This is a genomic window from Occallatibacter sp. (assembly GCF_049582745.1).
Lineage (GTDB): Bacteria > Acidobacteriota > Terriglobia > Terriglobales > Acidobacteriaceae > Telmatobacter.
This window is the reverse complement of record NZ_JBAUUO010000074.1, coordinates 253,578-270,430: the sequence shown is the minus strand read 5'-3', so window position 1 is coordinate 270,430 and position 16,853 is coordinate 253,578. Positions and strand designations below refer to the sequence as shown.

General features: G+C 58.9%; 16 protein-coding genes. 10 read left to right on the top strand and 6 right to left on the bottom strand.

Annotated features, from left to right (window positions below; all coding sequences use genetic code 11):
* Window positions 1–316 precede the first annotated feature (316 nt).
* Window positions 317–832 (bottom strand): DUF6982 domain-containing protein, encoded by a 516-nt coding sequence (locus WCA10_RS13000; protein ID WP_472822944.1) that lies wholly within the window; start codon window positions 830–832, stop codon window positions 317–319.
* Between the two features lie 184 nt (window positions 833–1,016).
* On the opposite strand from WCA10_RS13000, the gene WCA10_RS12995 reads away from it, so the two are divergent.
* Together WCA10_RS12995 and WCA10_RS12990 are read left to right on the top strand one after the other, a co-directional pair.
* On the top strand, window positions 1,017–3,011 hold the full coding sequence (locus WCA10_RS12995; RefSeq protein WP_472822943.1) for a tRNA nucleotidyltransferase/poly(A) polymerase family protein: 1,995 nt from the start codon (window positions 1,017–1,019) through the stop codon (window positions 3,009–3,011).
* An 86-nt stretch (window positions 3,012–3,097) separates the two neighbouring features.
* Window positions 3,098–4,543 carry a C45 family autoproteolytic acyltransferase/hydolase gene (locus WCA10_RS12990; protein ID WP_472822942.1) on the top strand — a complete coding sequence of 482 codons (1,446 nt, stop codon included), beginning with the start codon at window positions 3,098–3,100 and terminating at the stop codon, window positions 4,541–4,543.
* 156 nt (window positions 4,544–4,699) lie between these two features.
* Here WCA10_RS12990 and WCA10_RS12985 read toward each other — a convergent pair whose 3' ends face one another.
* The gene (locus WCA10_RS12985; protein ID WP_472822941.1) at window positions 4,700–5,116 is read right to left on the bottom strand and encodes a DUF2141 domain-containing protein; all 417 of its coding nucleotides are present in this window, start codon (window positions 5,114–5,116) and stop codon (window positions 4,700–4,702) included.
* A gap of 247 nt (window positions 5,117–5,363) precedes the next feature.
* The gene (locus tag WCA10_RS12980) at window positions 5,364–5,687 is read right to left on the bottom strand and encodes a zinc-ribbon domain containing protein (RefSeq protein WP_472799339.1); all 324 of its coding nucleotides are present in this window, start codon (window positions 5,685–5,687) and stop codon (window positions 5,364–5,366) included.
* 196 nt (window positions 5,688–5,883) lie between these two features.
* Between WCA10_RS12980 and WCA10_RS12975 the strand changes: the two genes are divergently transcribed.
* The gene (locus WCA10_RS12975; RefSeq protein ID WP_472822940.1) at window positions 5,884–6,513 is read left to right on the top strand and encodes a sigma-70 family RNA polymerase sigma factor; all 630 of its coding nucleotides are present in this window, start codon (window positions 5,884–5,886) and stop codon (window positions 6,511–6,513) included.
* Window positions 6,510–6,755 carry an anti-sigma factor family protein gene (locus WCA10_RS12970; protein WP_472822939.1) on the top strand — a complete coding sequence of 82 codons (246 nt, stop codon included), beginning with the start codon at window positions 6,510–6,512 and terminating at the stop codon, window positions 6,753–6,755. The genes WCA10_RS12975 and WCA10_RS12970 overlap by 4 nt, the downstream gene beginning before the upstream one ends.
* A gap of 12 nt (window positions 6,756–6,767) precedes the next feature.
* On the opposite strand, the gene WCA10_RS12965 is transcribed toward WCA10_RS12970, so the two are convergent.
* Entirely contained in the window at window positions 6,768–7,265 is a 498-nt protein-coding gene (locus WCA10_RS12965) for a hypothetical protein (RefSeq protein ID WP_472822938.1), read from the bottom strand.
* A 310-nt stretch (window positions 7,266–7,575) separates the two neighbouring features.
* On the opposite strand from WCA10_RS12965, the gene WCA10_RS12960 reads away from it, so the two are divergent.
* The 6 genes from WCA10_RS12960 to WCA10_RS12935 all read left to right on the top strand — a co-directional run bounded on the left by WCA10_RS12960 (window position 7,576) and on the right by WCA10_RS12935 (window position 12,395).
* Window positions 7,576–7,878: a hypothetical protein gene (locus WCA10_RS12960; RefSeq protein ID WP_472822937.1), complete on the top strand. Its 303-nt coding sequence runs from the start codon at window positions 7,576–7,578 to the stop codon at window positions 7,876–7,878.
* Window positions 7,879–8,028: 150 nt separating this feature from the next.
* A complete protein-coding gene (gene bufB, locus WCA10_RS12955) occupies window positions 8,029–8,937 on the top strand; it encodes an MNIO family bufferin maturase (protein WP_472822936.1) in 909 nt (302 codons plus the stop codon).
* Window positions 8,934–9,842 (top strand): HvfC/BufC family peptide modification chaperone, encoded by a 909-nt coding sequence (locus tag WCA10_RS12950; RefSeq protein WP_472822935.1) that lies wholly within the window; start codon window positions 8,934–8,936, stop codon window positions 9,840–9,842. Before bufB ends, WCA10_RS12950 begins: the two co-directional genes overlap by 4 nt.
* A 68-nt stretch (window positions 9,843–9,910) precedes the next feature.
* On the top strand, window positions 9,911–10,621 hold the full coding sequence (locus tag WCA10_RS12945; protein WP_472822934.1) for a YqjF family protein: 711 nt from the start codon (window positions 9,911–9,913) through the stop codon (window positions 10,619–10,621).
* 112 nt (window positions 10,622–10,733) lie between these two features.
* A complete protein-coding gene (locus WCA10_RS12940; protein WP_472822933.1) occupies window positions 10,734–11,237 on the top strand; it encodes a DoxX family protein in 504 nt (167 codons plus the stop codon).
* A gap of 51 nt (window positions 11,238–11,288) precedes the next feature.
* Complete coding sequence (locus tag WCA10_RS12935) at window positions 11,289–12,395, top strand: glycosyltransferase (protein ID WP_472822932.1); 1,107 nt, start codon at window positions 11,289–11,291, stop codon at window positions 12,393–12,395.
* 63 nt (window positions 12,396–12,458) lie between these two features.
* Here the strand turns inward: WCA10_RS12935 and WCA10_RS12930 are convergent, their stop codons facing one another.
* Both WCA10_RS12930 and WCA10_RS12925 read right to left on the bottom strand, forming a co-directional pair.
* A complete protein-coding gene (locus WCA10_RS12930; RefSeq protein ID WP_472822931.1) occupies window positions 12,459–15,419 on the bottom strand; it encodes a TonB-dependent receptor in 2,961 nt (986 codons plus the stop codon).
* A gap of 82 nt (window positions 15,420–15,501) precedes the next feature.
* Window positions 15,502–16,677, bottom strand: a complete 1,176-nt coding sequence (locus WCA10_RS12925; protein ID WP_472822930.1) for a hypothetical protein — start codon at window positions 16,675–16,677, stop codon at window positions 15,502–15,504.
* Between the last annotated feature and the right edge of the window lie 176 nt (window positions 16,678–16,853).

Here is a 16,853-nt window from a genome sequence, read left to right as displayed (position 1 = left end):
TTAGGGGAATCGCAGCAATTCCCGCAACAGTGAAAACGAGCGCGATCAAGAAAACCACTGCACGGGTCTCCTAAACGGTTCTAAATGCTTCGACAACATCTTAGTCCCACGCCGGGTTTGGAAGTATCGTGGCCACGTGGGAAGTTTCGGGGCCGGAAAAAGGAGCAACCGCAGATCCTTCCGCTTCGCGTCAGGATGACAGCTTGTTTTGGTGCTGAGTTTTGACCGGGATTGGGATTCGGAGCTTGTCGTGTGCGATTCGTCAGTGATGAAGCTGAGAGCTTGATGGTTATCGGCAGCCGAGGCCGGCTCGGGGCTACTCCCCGTCAGGCTCAGCGGGAAAGAGTTCCGGCTGGCCTTCTGCGCCGGCTGCTTCCGGTCGACGCTTCCGGCCAGTTGCGCCGATGAGGCCAACGACCTCCAGCGTCTGGATCGCCTGGCGGGGGACGTAGATGCGCTGGGTATTCGAGCGCGTATCCGGGGGCGTCAACAGGAGTCCGGCACCCGAGACCAGGGAGCGGTCGTTGGCGGCGATGCCTTCCAACTCATCCCCATCATTGAGGGTCATGCGGAGCCAGAGGCCCGCTGCCCGGGGGCGGACGGTGAACTTTTTCTGGAGCAGGCGCTCGGGATTGTTCTGGTCTGAACTTGTGGAAAAATCACGGACATAGCAGACCCACTTCACCGTCTCCCAGGCAACGGTCAGGACCTTTCCGGTCAGGTCCAGGACCTCCAGCGCAGGCGCGTCCTGCCCGAAAATGGCGCCTGCATAGCCGGCATACCACTCGCGCGAGAACTTGCGCACAATCACCGGCTTACGAGCGGAGCCCATGGCATGGATTGTCGCATGCGCATGCACATCCGCGCCCCGAAAAGTCGCAAAACTGGTGCTGTTCCTGCTGGTCAATCGATGAAGATTGTGATAAGGTACTGGTTTGCAACCTCTGCCGCGGTCGCCGTAAGCATAACGCCATCAGAGACTTGCCTTGGGTTTTGCAGGTGGAAGCAGGAACGGAATGCCCGACTACATTTACCTTCTTGAGAACAGGCTCTCGGCCGAACAACAGAATGCTCTGCGGCGGTTGCGCGAAGTGTGCCGGGAAGCCGGAAACCTCCTTTTCCTGACCGGCGACGCGGTTCGCGATCTGACCAGCGGCCACGCCGTGCGCGACATTGAAGTCGCGGTCCAGGGCAACGCTCTGAAACTGAAAAAGGCCATCGAAAAGCTCGGCGCCAAAACCTGGGGCGAAGACGAGTCATCGCGCTCGCTCTACCTCTGTTTTCCCGGAACCGTCCGCGTGGACGTGGTGAGCACCCATCGCCGCGAGTATCCCAAGCCCGGCAAGCCCGCCTACCACTTTACTTCGATCCAGGACGATCTCCGCCGGCGCGATTTCACCGTAAACGCCATGGCGATTTCTCTCAACGAGGGATCCTTCGGCCTGCTGATGGACCCCTTGAATGGAGCCGCCGACATCGAGGCGCGCACGCTTCGGCTGGTTTCGAATTATGGATTTCTTGAAGAGCCGGTGCTGATGATTCGCGCCACGCGCTACATCGCGCGGCTCAGCTGGGATCTCGATCCGCGGACACTGCAGCGCTACGAGAATGCGAAAGCGGAGAACGTGATCGAATTGCTCTCGGCGCACGACCGCAGCCAGGAACTGGAGCAGATCGGGCACGAGGATGAAGGACTCAAAGTGCTGCGCGCGCTTGAAGCCGAAGGCTGGATGAAAATCCTGTGCGCCACGTGGACCTCGGCCAAAGCAGATGAAGAAAAGCTGACCGCCCTGCACGATCTGCGCGCACAATTACAGATGCAGGGCGTGCACCCCGACATGTCGGCGGGACAGATGCAGTTGCTGACGGCGAAGATGGCGCCGAAGGATGTTTCGGCTCTAAAGAAGCAGTTGCTCCGGCCGGGATTTGTCGAGGAATGGAACAGCCTTGACTCGCTCGCAAGCGGCTTTGCCAAGGTGCTGCTGAGCAAGGCCAATGCCACGCCATCGGCGAGCTACAAACTTTTCACCACCCACGATCCCGAGGCGGTACTCTGGCTGGGCTTCACCAGCAAGGACAACGCGGTCAAGGCGAAGTACGAGCTTTTCCTCAAGACGTGGCCTGAAGCGCGGCAGCGAATTCCCTATGCGCAGATGCAGGAGATGCGCATTACGCCCGATCTGCCGGCGTACAAAGATATTCTTCACCTGATCTTTTTGCAGTTGATCGATGGCGGACTGAATACGCCGGAGGAGATCAAGGCTTTCCTCGAACCGCATTCGCCGCCTGCTCCGCCTCCGCAGGTCACGATCAAGCGTACGCGTGCGAAGCGCAACGTGGAGAAGATCAAGGAGAAGTCCTTCGACGAAGAAGATGAGGCCGAAGACGGAGCTGATGAGGATGATCTCGACGACATTGGCGGCGGCGATGAGGAAGATACCGACCTCGGCCTGCCGCTGATCAAGGGCGACGTACTCGACGAAGAATTGGGCGACGAGGAAGAATCGGAATCTGACGAAGCCGACGAGGGCGACGACGAAAACGAAGAGCCCGTGCGCAAAGGACGCGGCAAACATGCTCCGCCTGCAAAGCCCAACAAGGCAGCGCACAAGGTCGAAGAGGCAAAAGGGAAAGCGGGCGGTCAAAAAGCAGCGGCTGCGGCAAAGCCTGCTGCGGGCGCCAAGCCGGCGCCTGCCGCGAAAGGGAAGCCCGAGCCGCCGAAGGCTGAGAAGGCCAAGGCAGCCGCACCCCCATCGGCAGCGAAGAAGCCGGCTGCGGCACCAGCCAAAGTTGTGCCGGCGAAACCGGTACCTGCGGCCAAGCCTGCGGCAAAAGCTCCAGCAAAAGCGGCCGTCAAGGCAGCCCAGGTGAAGGCACACGCCAAGTCGGCGCACAAGGCAGTTCCGGCAAAGAAGGCTGCACCGGCTGCCAAAGCCAAACCGCACGCTGCGGCGAAGCCGACAAAAGCTGTTGCGAAGAAGCCCGCGCCGAAGGCCGGTAAGAAGCGCTAACCCGAATGGTGCGGGCAGGCGACCGGCTTGTCCGCACATCAAACTGCTATTCTCGAAGCACAATCTCGACATACGGAGAAACCCGCATGGTCCGACTGCTTCCCCGCGTCTCATTTCTCTTTCTGCTCAGCATGCTTCTCGCGTCTGCTGTCCCGACGTTTGCAAAGCGCATCGTCCCGGCCACTCTATCTGTAGAAAATAGCGGCGCCGGCTACCGCTTCGATCGCGGCGGATGGAAGTACGTCCATCTTGAAGGCACACCTGAAGAAATTGGGTTTCAACACGGGCAGTTGCTCGCACCTGAAATTGCCGACCTGATCGACGTCATGAAGATCGAGTCGAAGCACGATACCAGGCGCGACTGGAATTTCTATCGCGACGCCGGCCGCAAGATGCTCTGGCCGCATATCGGCGCCGAATACCAGCAGGAGCTGACAGGCATTGCAAAAGGCGTGCAATCGAAGGGAATGAAGCTCGACGTGTGGGATATCGTTGCCCTCAACGGCGGCATCGAGCTTCCGGATTATTACGTACCATGGCTCAACAAGAGCGAGCACGCGATGAATGCACCGCTGATTCGTCCGGAGGGTCACTGCTCCGCCTTCATCGCAACGGGCAGCTACACCAAGGGCGGCAAGATCGTTGTTGCGCATAACAACTGGTCGAGTTACGCCGATGGCGAACGCTGGACGGTGATGTTCGACATCAAGCCCGAGCACGGCCACCGCATGGTGATGGATGGGGAACCGGGCGTCATCACAAGCCAGGACGACTTTGGCGTGAACGATGCGGGTCTCATCATCACCGAGACAACGATCACGCAATTCATTGGATGGAATCCTGACGGCGTGCCGGAGTTTGTGCGCTCGCGCAAGGCCATGCAATATGCGAGCACAATTGATGAGTATGTCTCCATCATCAAAGAGGGCAACAACGGCGGCTATGCCAATGACTGGCTGGTGGCCGACCGCAAGACAGGCGAAGTCGCATATCTCGAACTGGGGTTGAAGAATACTCCGCTATGGCGGACAAAGGACGGATACTTCATCAGTTCGAACTTCCCGCGCGATCCGGCGCTGATCAAGCAGGAGACGGATGGTTTTGATTCGTCCAACAAGTCGTCGTCAATGAACGCGCGGCATGTGACCTGGGAGCGGAAGATTGCTGCGAGCAAAGGCAAGATCGATGTCGACCTTGCTGAGCAGTTCCTGGCGAACCACGACGACAGCTTCACCGGCAAGGTGAGTCCGGATGCGCGCACCCTCTGCGGCCACATTGATGTCGATCCCAATGGCGTTCCAGAATGGGGCGATCCGCCGTACTATCCCGATGGTGCGGTTACAGGAAAGGTGACGGACTCGGATCTCGCTGCAGATCTCTCGCTGATTGCGCGTGCGGGGCATCCGTGCGGAGAAGACTTCCTGGCCGCTCCGTTCTTTGCGGCGCATCCCCAGTTCGATTACCTGAAGCCGATTCTCAAGGATATGAAGGCCGGTCCGTGGACGAAGTTTGCGGCAGGCGAAAAGCCCTGACAGCCTGTGGCAAAACACTGGTTTTTGACTTTTAGAGCTTGCTGAAAAGAACTCGTTCAAGTAAGGAAGATTCCCCTCAGGGGCTGAGCCCACGTTCATCATGCGAGGTTCACGTACGGGCTGAAGCTACCCTTCAAAACGGGGCATTGGCTGAGGCTATTTATAAATCATGTGGATCGTGATCTCGGTCGCCGGGCACGTGACGTGAACGATCGCAGCCGCGAAAGACGGTGCGCTCAACCCGACGTGCGGATGGTTTGCAAACCCGAAGCCCTCTTTAGGGATGCCGATGAAATTCCGGTCCAGTTTGTGATTCTTGTTTTCGTCGTGAATCGCGACCACGCCATAATCGCCCTGGGGCAGGTTATCTGTCACAGCGGTGGCTTGGCGTGCTCCGGCAGCAATGGGCGTGGGCCAATGACGAAAGGCCTTTTCCATATCTTCAGGCCAGCCGCTGGCCGATTTGAAAATCGCGGCGCCCACCACGCCGGTTGAATTACGCAGTCCATCAACGTGAATGCGCAATGTGCATCCGGCCTCGCTCTGCGCGGCTTGTCGAGCAATTGATGCCAATGAATCCGCGCCCAGCCCTGTCTGCATGCAGGTTGTTGCGATCAAGAAAATCATTGGAAGGGAGCGGAAAGATTTCATTGCAGGAGTTTAGACGTGTCACGTCGCCGAAAGGCATAGAATCGCTTTTCACGAAACTGCGGAGGCGGCCGGGGCCGAATCGGCGGTTTGCAGTGTGTCTCAGCGTGCGTTGTCTTGCGTCAGAGGAACTTCGGCAGGGTGCCGTACGGGCCACCCCAGCCGATGCACCCTAATAGCGTCCCGAGCGCGCGCCGCTGCTGCTGCCTTTACGTGCCTGGTAGCAGTCCCGGCAAAATACCGGACGATCGCCGCGGGGTTCAAATGGAACAGTGGTGGGCTGGCCACAGCCGGAGCAGATGACAGGTGTTCCATGGGATGGTGCCGGACGATACCCGGAGCCTCCCCCACCTTGTTCGCTCTTCTTTGCCTGACGGCAAGGCTTGCAGCGTTTGGGGGTCGAATAACCGCGTTCCTGAAAGAACGCCTGATCCGCAGCGGTGAACGTAAAATCCTGTCCACAGTCGCTGCACGTAAGTTGAATATCTCCGGCCATGTGTGTCCTCTGAGTGTTGTCCTCGTCGCGATTGTACATACGAGCCGGTAAATTTTATATAAGAATCTTGCCGAATGGCAAAAACTTAACGTTGTCATTTAAACGATTTAGCGGGTTGGCGCAACACCGGCGTGACACGCTATAGTGGCTCTGCCAGCCGTGAAAATGCGGACTCATCGCCGGATGGCGCTCAGGGATGACCTTGCCAAACCCGGAATTCGAAACCGAGTGCATCCGCAGGATTCTTGCCGGCGAAAAGCACCTGTTTCATGACCTGATCCGGCCCTGCGAGCGCTCCATTTACTTTCTGCTCCTCTCTCTGCTCAAGAATGAAACCGACGCGGAAGATGCCGCGCAGGAGACGGTGATCAAGGTCTATCAGAATCTCAGCAAGTTTCGCGGCGACGCGCAGTTCCGGACCTGGGTGTTGTCAATTGCCCGCAATGAAGGACTGGGAAGGCTGCGCAAGATCGGCAGCCGCCGCGAAGACTCCCTCGATGCAGAGACCGATGAATCGAGTGGCGACTACACTCCGGCGATCCTGACCAGTTGGAAGGAGATCCCAGCCGAAGCCTTGGAGCAGAAAGAACTGGGAGCGATCCTGCGCCAGGCCATCGAGGGGCTGCCCGAGATTTACCGTAACGTCGTGCTGCTCAGAGACATCGAAGAGATGGATATCCGCCAGACGGCAGCGGCACTGGAGATCAGCGAGGCAGCCGTAAAAGTTCGCCTGCACCGGGCTCGCGCCCTCTTGCAGCGTCGCCTGGCTCCACAATTGAAAGGATATGCCCCCAAACGCAAGGGCTGGTTTGGAGGCCGCGCATGAGGATCGACTGCAAACACGTTTGGGAACACATCTCCGCCTACATCGACGGCGAGGTGGATGCGTCTCTGCGTGCCGACATCGATCGCCATCTCGAAACCTGCGAGATTTGCTCGGCGGTGCTCGATTCCACGCGCAATGTGGTCATCCTCGTGGCAGACGATCGCGTCTTCGAACTGCCTGCCGGTTTCAGCGAAAGGCTGCATGCGCGGATCGACAGGGAACTGGAAGCACCAGGCGGGTGAGGCGGCAGGGATTCAGCAGGTGCCGGCAATTCGGCACGGCGGCGGAGGTCCCTTGCGATGAACCATGGGGTGCGTCCATGTCTCAAGGCCGACCAGAAGCAGCGTAATGATCGCGAGGGCGACCTGGAGCCGTTCAGAGCGTTTTTCCTTCGGGGTCAGTTCGCGGCGCCGCCATTGCGCGGAAGGGCGATTGCGCAGGTGGCGAATCCAGGCGAGGACAGCGAGATTCACCACCGCTCCAAGGGTGGCCACAATCAACATCGGGATGCGAATGGCGTCCTGGTGCCAGCCTGTTGCTGGAGCATAGATTCCGCTGGCCGCGGCGAGTGCTGAGAGTCCGATGGCCACGCGAATCCCGCTGATAGTCAGAACGGCGGTACACAGGCTCTGGAGCACCGCGAACATGGCACTCGTCCAGCCAATTGTCCGCAACTGCCTTAGGCCGAGGAAGAAGCCGGACGACTCGGAATCGGCGCTTGGGGAATGCTGTTGTTGTTCCTGAATCTGCATTGAATTAACCTCAAACCCGGGATCGTTATGGGGAAACGTTAACACCCATTCGACGCGCGCAATTCTCAGACTAAAGCAACACGGACCCAGGGGCCAATCCAAACATCCATCCAGCCCGTTCATTGGAGGAGGGAGCCGGGGCGAAGATTTTCATTTTCAATCTGGCCCCTTTCCTTGTAACCTTTCGCGCATGCCTGCACTCATAGAGTGCGTGCAACGGATTGTGCGGCATCTGCGCTTTCGGCCAGACGCCGCATGGCAATAAAAACTGCGGCTTCCCCGCCCCAACCCCCAGCGAGGTCAATCTCACATGAAGAACCAATTCAGTGCAATGCTGCTCACCGCTGCTCTCACCGGTCTGATGGGTGGAACCGTCGCGGCTCACGCGGCCACCACAAGCTCGAACGCCAACAACCCGACGGTCAAGGCAGCCAAGGCCGGACTGCGCTATACCAATGCCGACAAGCCACCCAAGCACTCCTGTAAAGGCAAGAACGATTGCAAGGGACAGGGCGGCTGCAAGTCCAGCGACAACGGCTGCAAGGCCAAGAACAGCTGCAAGGGCAAGGGCGGCTGCGCCACCGACGGCTCCAAGATGCCGAAGTTCGTTTAACGCAAGAGATCAGTCGTCAGTGTTCAGTTCGGGCGTCGTCCATGCAGCAATTGCATGGGCGCGAATGGATTCTGACCGCTGGCGACTGATCGCCTGCTCGTTGTTTAATTAAATCTGACAACTGACCACCTCTCCCTGATCCCTGCGCTTATGCCTCCAAATCGCTTCAACGCATTTTCGAACCACGGCGTCGGAATCGGTTTGCGCATTCCGCATTACCAGCATATTTTTTCGCGCAAGCCGGTGGTCGACTGGTTTGAGATCATCTCCGAGAATTTCATGATCGACGGCGGTCGGCCGCTGGCCATGCTCGATCAGATACTCGAGCGCTATCGGGTAGTGCAGCATGGCGTTTCGATGTACTTCGGCTCGGTGACTGAACCCGATCCGGAACATCTCAAGCGGCTCAAGACTCTTGTACGTCGCACCGGCACTCCGTGGCTGAGCGATCACCTTTGCTGGGGCTCGGTCGACGGAACTTACACGCACGATCTGCTGCCCCTGCCCTACACCTGGGAAGCTGTGGCGCGGACCGCCGAACGTGTTCGCAAGGTGCAGGACTACCTTGAAATTCCCGTTGCCGTTGAGAATGTCAGTTCCTACGCGGCCTTTACCGCTTCGCGGATGACGGAGTGGGAGTTCCTGAACGAAGTGGCGGAGCGCGCGGACTGCGGCATCCTGCTCGACGTGAACAACATCTACGTCTCTTCGGTAAATCACGAATTCGATCCAATGGTGTATGTGAATGCCGTAGCGGCGCATCGCGTGGCGCAGATTCACATTGCCGGGCATTCCAAGTACGAAAAATATATCCTCGACACACACGACCATCCGGTGATCGATCCGGTGTGGAAGCTGTATGCACGGGCGATCGAGCGCTGCGGCCCCACGCCGACGCTGCTGGAATGGGACGACCACATCCCGAGCTTCGATGAGGTGCATGCGGAAGCGTTGAAGGCCAATCGTTACCTGCACAAAGTTGCGAATGCGGAAAGCACGGTAGCCCCAACTGAACATGATCCCGAGGCATGGGAAGCGCATGTGGAGGCGGCTCGATGAACGCACAGGCCATGAGCCTCGCCCAACTACAGCGCGAAATGGCGCGCGCCGTGATGATGCCGCTGACCGCCGATGAGAACATGCGCCGGGAATCGCCCGATGGCCGCCCCATGGACCAGGTGGCCACATCCTTCATTGCACCAAACAGCCGGCTCAGTTCGTTTGAGCGGCTGGAGATTTATAACCGCCAATACTGGTACCGTGTGCTTGGCGCGCTGGCTGAAGATTTTCCGGCGCTGCGTTCGGTGATTGGCGCCCGCGCTTTCGAAGCGATGTCGGTGGCATATCTCTCCGAGCATCCGAGCCGCTCGTTTTCACTGCGCAATCTTGGCTCCCATCTGGCGGAATGGCTCAAGAAAAACCCGCATTTTGCCGGCAGGCGTGCGCGCCTTGCTGAAGACGTCGCCCGGATCGAGTGGGCATTTGTGGAAGCCTTTGACGGCGCGGAGCGAGAGCCGCTTACCCTGGAACAAATTTCTACCCTCGACGGCGACTCGCGCCTTTCGCTGCAGCCGCATCTGCGGCTGGTCGCACTGGATTTCCCTGTCGACGAACTCGTGCTCAATCTTCACAAGAACGAAAAGCGCCAGACGAGTGAAGCGGGCGTTCGCCATGAAGAGGAAGAACAGGCTCCCGCGAAACTGCCGCCCCTCAGGCACAGGGCCACCTGGCTTGCGGCGCACCGCGTGGGTTTTTCGGTCTACTATCTGCGCATTCGGCGCGATGAGTTTCTGACACTCTCTGCCATCCAGGACGGCATGCCGCTTGCGCAAGCCATCGAGACGGGTGTAACCAGTTCGCGTGTGCCCAGCGGAAGACGGCCACAACTGGTCGGGCAATGGTTCACGAGCTGGTCGGAACTTGGCTGGATATGCGCGCCTGACATCGAGCAGCTACATTCCTGAATGCGGACGCTCCGCCAAATTCCCTGTAACGCACCTTTGGCGCAGATTGTCTTAAGAGTGGAATGACCATGGCCCGGCAACGCACGTTCCTGACGGCAGAATGGAAGAACCTGCTGATGCTGAACTACGCTGTCGATCCGGCGCTGTTGCAGGGCTACGTTCCGGCAGGAACCGAGCTGGATCAATTTGACGGCAAAACGTATGTCAGCCTCATCGGTTTCGAATTCAACAAGACGCGGGTGTTGGGGACAGCCATTCCATTCCACCAGTCCTTCGAAGAAGTCAACCTGCGGTCCTATGTGCGACGGCTGGAAAGGCGAGGCGTGGTCTTCATCAGCGAGCTGGTGCCGAAATATGCGGTGGCGGCGATAGCGCGATTTGTCTATGGCGAGCGCTACTCGTGCGCGAAGATGACGCATTACATCGAGAAAAGCGGCGGCAGGACAACTGCCGAATTCTCGTGGGGATCGGGCTCGGGCCGCGGCATGATCTCTGCCGAGACGGTTGGAGACAGCTACCTCCCGCGCGAGGGTTCGCTGAGCCAGTTCATCACCGAGCACTACTGGGGATATGCCGCGCAAAGAACCGGCCGTACGCTGGAGTACCAAGTGGAGCATCCGCAATGGAAAGTGAGGGACGCAAAACAAGCTCAGTTCACAGGGAATGCGGGAAAGTATTATGGCGCGCAGTTTGCAGAGGTTTTAGAGAGAACCCCCGATTCAGCGTTCCTTGCCGAGGGCTCGGCGGTCACGGTCTTCAAGGGAGTGCCGATTGAGTGAGCGGTGGGTTCGCCGTTCGACAGCTTTTGTGGTTGGGTGATTTGTGCCGCCTCGCCGGAGGTCCAGATAGCTGCAGGGGCTTGATTCCCCCTGCGAGATTTGAAAGGGAAACATGAGCAACATCGTGAACGCCGCAACAAAAACTTACAATGGATTTGCTTCAATCCTGAACCGGCTGCAGAGCCCGCTGCTACTGGCGATACGCCTCTACTGGGGCTACCAGTTCATGCAGGACGGCTGGGGCAAGCTGACGCATCTCGATAAAGTCACGGAATTCTTTTCCAGCCTCAACCTTCCGACGCCGCACATGACCGCCCTGGCGGTTGCGCTGATCGAGCTCTGCGGCGGATTCCTGTTTACTTTCGGCATTGCGTCGCGTCTGACGTCGCTGGTTCTGTGGGTCAACATGACGATGGCCTATCTCAGCGTCCCAGACGATCGCGTGAACTTCTTCCACATCCTCTCAAAGCCGGATGACTTCTACGGAGCTTCGCCCTACACGTACTGGTTCGCCGCACTGCTGATCCTGATTCTGGGACCGGGCTTCTTTGCGGTAGATACGGTACTGAAACGATGGGTCGGCACACGTGGTGCGCCCGCGCACACGACTGCGTGACCGCGCCGCGCTATCATCTCTTGTTTCATCCGTGAGTGGACGCAGGAGATCATGCGCATTGCCTACATGCTTACCTCGCTCGGCATCGGGGGCGCCGAACGGCAGGTCGTCGCACTGGCGGAACGCATGGCCTCACGAGGACACGAGGTTCTGCTGATCGTGCTTCGGCATTGTGTAGAGCATGTATGGCCGACCAATGTTCGCGTGGTTTACCTTGGCATGAGCAGGAGCGTTGCGGGCGTTTTGAGCGGCGCGCTCCGTGGCAGGCGCGTTCTGCTCGATTTTCGGCCCGACCTCGTGCACAGCCACACATTTCATGCCAACATGGCTGGACGCTTGTTTCGGGTCTGGGGGGCATCGCCGAGGACTCTTTCCACGATTCACAACGTGTATGAAGGGGGCCGCCATCGCACTTTCGCATACAGGATCACGGACGGCCTGGCGATCCATACCACGGCGGTCAGTCGCGCGGTGGCAGTTCGCTGCATTGAATCGGGTGTTGTAGCGCCGAGCAAATGCTCCGTCGTTACGAATGGAATCGATACAGCGCTCTTCGCGAAGGATTCCGGTCGCAGAGATGCGATGCGATCGGAACGGAATGCAGGCAGCGATTTCATCTGGCTCGCCGCGGGCAGGATCGCTGCAGCGAAGAATTATCCGAATTTGTTGCGAGCATTTGCGCGGGTTCACGCAGTTTTTCCTCACTCGCGCCTGTGGGTGGCCGGCGAAGGCGGCAATCGGGAAGAAGAGCGTATGCGCGAACTCGCCGTCGAGCTAGGACTCGCGAACCACATCGATTGGCTCGGCTTGTGCCAGGACATGCCCGCCGTTTTCGACGACGCTGACGCGTTTGTGCTGAGTTCCGCATGGGAGGGCGTGCCGCTGGTGGTGGGCGAAGCTATGGCAATGGAGAAACCAGTGGTGGCAACGGATGTGGGGGGCGTGCGCGAACTGGTCGGTGATGCCGGGACGATGATTCCGTCAAATAACGCCGAAGCGCTTGCCGAGGCGATGATCCGCGCGATGCGCATCTCGCCGGAAGAACGCAACGCCATCGGCAATGCCGCTCGCGACCGAATTTGCCGGCACTTTGACATGAATGCAAAAGCCTCGGAATGGGAGGCGCTCTATGCGCGTCTGCTCGGCGAGACGCGTTAGGTACTTGCTCGCGAAATTGAAAAGGCCGGAGCAAACGCTCCGGCCTTTGTTGATGCTTCGCAACTAGAACGCGAAGACGGCCTGAAAGAAGACGCGTCTTGAGGTCGAGCCGCCTGGACCGGAGAAGGGACCGCTCGCCAGGCCTGTTGAACGGCCGAACTCGCTTGATCCCAGCGTGCCGATCGGAGTTCCGTAGTTGATGTTGTTGAAAAGGTTGAGTGCCTGCGCGCTGAACGTCAGGTTGAACTTGCGCCCAGTTCCTGCCGGTCCCATCATGCCGCCCGGGCCACCGCCGCCGCCGAGACCGCCGGGCCCAAGTCCGCCGCCAGGGCCACCGCCGCGACCACCACCATGAGGGCCGCCGCCAGGACCTCCATGGGGGCCGCCGTCGGCAACTCCGCCTGCCGACTCGGTTTTGGGTCCAACGCCGATTGTCTTGCTCAAGCGCAGGTTGAGGGCGACACTCGACGGACTGGTTCCCAGATTCATCGGGACAAGAGAATCACCCTGACCGGGGTCTGCGTTCAGACAACCAAATTGCGTCTGGAAGTATTGCTCGCTGCCCGCGGTGCACAGCGAGGCATCGGCGTAGGATGGGCGGTTGTTGAGAAACTGATCGCCGGTCTGATCGTTGCTGGAGAGGATGTTGTAAGGACGGCCGGTGTGGGCAATCAGGAATGGATTGAACCGGAGGTTCCATGGACCGGTGTAATTGCCCATGACGAATATCATGTTCCGCGAAACGAAACCGGCGCGGCCGTAGTCCTGGCTCAGGTTAAAGGAATTCGATGCATTTCCGCCGGCTCCGTCGGTATTGGCAAACGAGAGATTGTAAAAGCCGAAGAATCCCAGCTTCGGCGAGATGCGGGCATTCACATTGAGAATCATCTGATTCTCTTTGAAGATTGCTTCGGGATAATACTCTTCGACAATGCCCAGGCTCGGGTTCAACCGTGGACCGGTAGAGCTGTTGTAGAACGTCGTGCCCGGCAGGGGCGTGTACGGGTTGGCGTCGCGCGTCACCATCTGATGCACGCCGAAGGAATGAAGATAGGTGCCGGTCATCGTCACCGTCTTGGTGACCTGGCGTTCGAGGCTGGCGCCCAACTGCTCCGTGTAAGGCGAGTGATAGTTGGGCGCGATCTGCACCAGCGTGGTGTCGGGCGTTGGCGCGTAGGGCGCCGCGGCCTTGCAGGCGGAGAAATCCAGATTGTTGAGATCGCTGCCGCTGAGGCATGCCGGAGAATCGATCGAGGTCTGCACCTGTCCGGAATTCGCGCCTTTCTCGGTTGCTGCCAGAAGACTGCCCAGGGGAAGGCGATCGTAGAAGATGCCGAAGCCGGCGCGCACTACCGTTTTGGCAGGCTTCTTCCCCTTGGCGTCGAGCGCGTAGGCAAAGGCAACGCGCGGAGCCCAGTCGCTGTGGTTGGAAATATGGTTCTGTGTCTCCCAGCGCAAACCTCCCGACAATGTGAGACGCGGATTGACTTTCCAATCGTCCTGGAAAAACAGCGATCCGTCGAACAAGTTCGATGTGTAGGCTGTGCGTCCGGCGGTCACGCTCAGGTTTACAAAGTCGCCTGGCGGCAGCGTCGTCAGGCTCTGGCCCTGCGCCAGCGCATTCAGCGCGTCCACGTAGCCCTTTTGCGAGAAGACCAGCGACCCATTCCGATTTGCGAATGAAGCGTTGGCATCGCGATTGTCGCGCAGCCACGCGCCGAACTTGATGGTCTGCATTCCCGCGGTCATCGTGGTGTAGTTTTGTAACTCCAGGTGATCCTGGTGATCGTTGGAAGACTGCTCAGAGGAGCCGCCGCCGGTAAAGTCGCCGGCGACCTTGAGCGTGGGCAGTGTGCTGACCGGAGAAGTCGAATCGAGTGCCCGCCGGTATTCGAAGCGTGTCTCGTTGACAACGTGGTCATTGATGATCTGCGAATCGCTCAACTGGAACGAATGGTCGGTTCTTGTCGTAGTGACCGATTGCGAGGGAAGCTCGGTGGAACCGATGTCGCCGGACTCGGAATCGTAAAACCACTGATACCGCAGCGTGAGCGTGTTCTTTTGTCCCAGTTGCAGATCGATACGCGGGGACACGTTGATGTGGTTGTGGGGATTTGAAAGCGCCCCCGACGCGCGTGTGCTCGATATCGAATAAAGTCCTGTGATTGGATCCTGGACGGCCGGGATGTAATTGTAGATGGCCTCGTCGTGGTTATCGCGCTGCTCCATGCTCATGAAAAACGAAGAGGTCTTGTTCAATGCGCCGCTGATGGTTCCGTTGTATTGGATCCGGTAGTACGGAGGAACGTTGGGCAAAAACGGACTGCCTGTATTGGTTGCGCTGTCGTTGCCCATCAGGAACACCTGGCCGTGCAGCTTGTCGGTGCCGGGCTTGGTGAGGATTTCGATGCGGCCGTATCCCAATCGATCGAACTCCGCCGAGAATGGGTTCTGATTGATGCGAATTTCGCGAATGGCCGACTTGGGGGGAAGCTGGCCGCCGGTAAAGCCGTCGATATAGATCTGGCCGCCGTTCGGTCCAGCCGACGGACCAGCAAGCGCCGTGAGTTCGTTTGAGAGCTCATCGGGATCGTCGGAGAGCGCATCCAGATCCTTGTCTTTCAAGACGAGGGAACTGGCATTCGCGCCTGCTTCCACGCTCACCGTTGGCGTTTCATCGCTGACGGTGACGCTTTGCTGCGCTACTTCAATTGCCATGGCGATGTCGACGCGTTTGACTTGACCCGCCGCCACCGGAATGGCCTGCGACTTGAAGGCCGCGAATCCGGAATAATCCGCATTCACGATATAACTGCCGGCAGCGAGCCCCGTGATCTCGTAAGCTCCGCTTGCGTCGGCCGTAGCGGCGCCAACCGTCTCTCCGCTGGTCGTGGTTACAGTCACTTTGGCGCCGGGAATCAGCGCGCCGGTCTGGTCGGCGATGTGGCCGTGAATCGTTCCCGTTGCGCCTGGCGCCGACTGCGCATGCGCAGCCAGGCTCGCCAAACCAAAGGCCAACGCCATCAAAAAATGAAGGAAATGAAAAAAACAATGATGTCTTGAATACACGTATTCCTCACTCGATTTCTGCTGATAGCAAAACTGCCTATTGTGTTCCCGCGTCTTCGCCGCCGCCACCCGAACCCATGCTCCAGTTGGCGAGCAGGTCGCGGGATGCGTCGGGGCTCTCAAGCAGAGGCTCAACCCCGGCCAGCAACTTGATTGCGGTTACATCGTTGGCGCCTTCGGTAGACACAAGCATCACCGCTTCACCCTTCTTCAAATCGCCGAGTTGTACGGCGGGTGCCCGATCCAGAATCTGCGACATTCCGCCACCGGTACGGCGGCCCTGTCCTGCTCCCATTCCACCGTTCTGTTCATACCCGCCTTGCGCGCCGCCGCTCTGCGGACGAGCCGCCATTGTGGCGCCGCCGGCCGACGGCACTCCTCCCTTTAATCGGGCTGCAATCATCCTTGCCATCATGTCCGGCAAGCGGCGCATATCCGCATCCGGCGTAATGTGCACCGTGACGCTCTTCTTCGTCGCCAGATCCTTCACCGTCAAAGTGGATGCGCTTGTATCGATCGCGGTCACTAATCCTGAAACATTTCTGAAGCTGCCCGAAACTACCTGCGCGGCCGTGATCTCTGTTCCGTCTGCGTTCTTCTTGCCGAGCACCTGGAACTGGTCGCCCGGGTGAATCGCGCTTAATGGCGCGGGCTGCGCGTCCGCGAAATGAACCGAGTTCGACGCGTAGCGCTTAAGGACCGCGTCTTTGCCGACGCGAACTGTAACGGTCTTGGCGGTGGGCCCTGCGCCGGTCGTCAATAGAACGACGCCCGATGCGGGATCAACGCTCTTCACCAGGCCGCCCGTTCCATTGCGCTGCCACTCTTCCTCTTCCTTTTGCTGCCGCTGCGCGATGTCTGTCTTCTTCATCGCTACGATCTGAAGTGCCTGCGGAGTCGCACTATTTGGATCAAGCTTCACAAGCACGCGATCGCCGGCGGCAAGGTCGGTCAACTGGATCGTCGCCGCCGCGCTCAGGTCTTTCTGTCCCGGCTCCAGCCGCTTGATGACCGCGGTTGAGGGGACCTCCACCTGCTTTGAGTCGCCGGCATCGGTCTTCACCGTGATGGTGTTCCCGCTGGACGCCGTGATCGTACCCACAAACCGCGCCGGGGCCTGCGCATTGAGCTTGTTGCACGCCGCCGCCAAAGCGACGAGAAGCAACAGACGCCCCATCGCGACAGCACATCGATTCCAGTTCCCGCTTTTCATCTATCTCTCCGCGCATCCCCAGCCGAGTCGCTGCGCTGTAATCGTTATCTGTCTCGGTAGACGAGCCAGCCACGCAAAAGGTTGAGAGTTGGTGCCAAACTGTGAACCCATTTTTGCGAACAGGATGAGGTGCGCTAAGTGGAACCAGGCAAGACACTTATTTAGAGAGATTCTTA

What these genes read in the sequence shown, in the direction of transcription:
- WCA10_RS12980 (WP_472799339.1), bottom strand. Translation starts at nt 5,687, where the DNA reads ATGGCCGGAGATATTCAACTTACGTGCAGCGACTGTGGACAGGATTTT.
- WCA10_RS12950 (WP_472822935.1), top strand. Translation starts at nt 8,934, where the DNA reads ATGAACGCACAGGCCATGAGCCTCGCCCAACTACAGCGCGAAATGGCG.
- WCA10_RS12965 (WP_472822938.1), bottom strand. Translation starts at nt 7,265, where the DNA reads ATGCAGATTCAGGAACAACAACAGCATTCCCCAAGCGCCGATTCCGAG.
- WCA10_RS12930 (WP_472822931.1), bottom strand. Translation starts at nt 15,419, where the DNA reads ATGGCGTTGGCCTTTGGTTTGGCGAGCCTGGCTGCGCATGCGCAGTCG.
- WCA10_RS13000 (WP_472822944.1), bottom strand. Translation starts at nt 832, where the DNA reads ATGGGCTCCGCTCGTAAGCCGGTGATTGTGCGCAAGTTCTCGCGCGAG.
- WCA10_RS12990 (WP_472822942.1), top strand. Translation starts at nt 3,098, where the DNA reads ATGGTCCGACTGCTTCCCCGCGTCTCATTTCTCTTTCTGCTCAGCATG.
- bufB (WP_472822936.1), top strand. Translation starts at nt 8,029, where the DNA reads ATGCCTCCAAATCGCTTCAACGCATTTTCGAACCACGGCGTCGGAATC.
- WCA10_RS12975 (WP_472822940.1), top strand. Translation starts at nt 5,884, where the DNA reads ATGACCTTGCCAAACCCGGAATTCGAAACCGAGTGCATCCGCAGGATT.
- WCA10_RS12935 (WP_472822932.1), top strand. Translation starts at nt 11,289, where the DNA reads ATGCGCATTGCCTACATGCTTACCTCGCTCGGCATCGGGGGCGCCGAA.
- WCA10_RS12925 (WP_472822930.1), bottom strand. Translation starts at nt 16,677, where the DNA reads ATGAAAAGCGGGAACTGGAATCGATGTGCTGTCGCGATGGGGCGTCTG.
- WCA10_RS12960 (WP_472822937.1), top strand. Translation starts at nt 7,576, where the DNA reads ATGAAGAACCAATTCAGTGCAATGCTGCTCACCGCTGCTCTCACCGGT.
- WCA10_RS12940 (WP_472822933.1), top strand. Translation starts at nt 10,734, where the DNA reads ATGAGCAACATCGTGAACGCCGCAACAAAAACTTACAATGGATTTGCT.
- WCA10_RS12945 (WP_472822934.1), top strand. Translation starts at nt 9,911, where the DNA reads ATGGCCCGGCAACGCACGTTCCTGACGGCAGAATGGAAGAACCTGCTG.
- WCA10_RS12970 (WP_472822939.1), top strand. Translation starts at nt 6,510, where the DNA reads ATGAGGATCGACTGCAAACACGTTTGGGAACACATCTCCGCCTACATC.
- WCA10_RS12995 (WP_472822943.1), top strand. Translation starts at nt 1,017, where the DNA reads ATGCCCGACTACATTTACCTTCTTGAGAACAGGCTCTCGGCCGAACAA.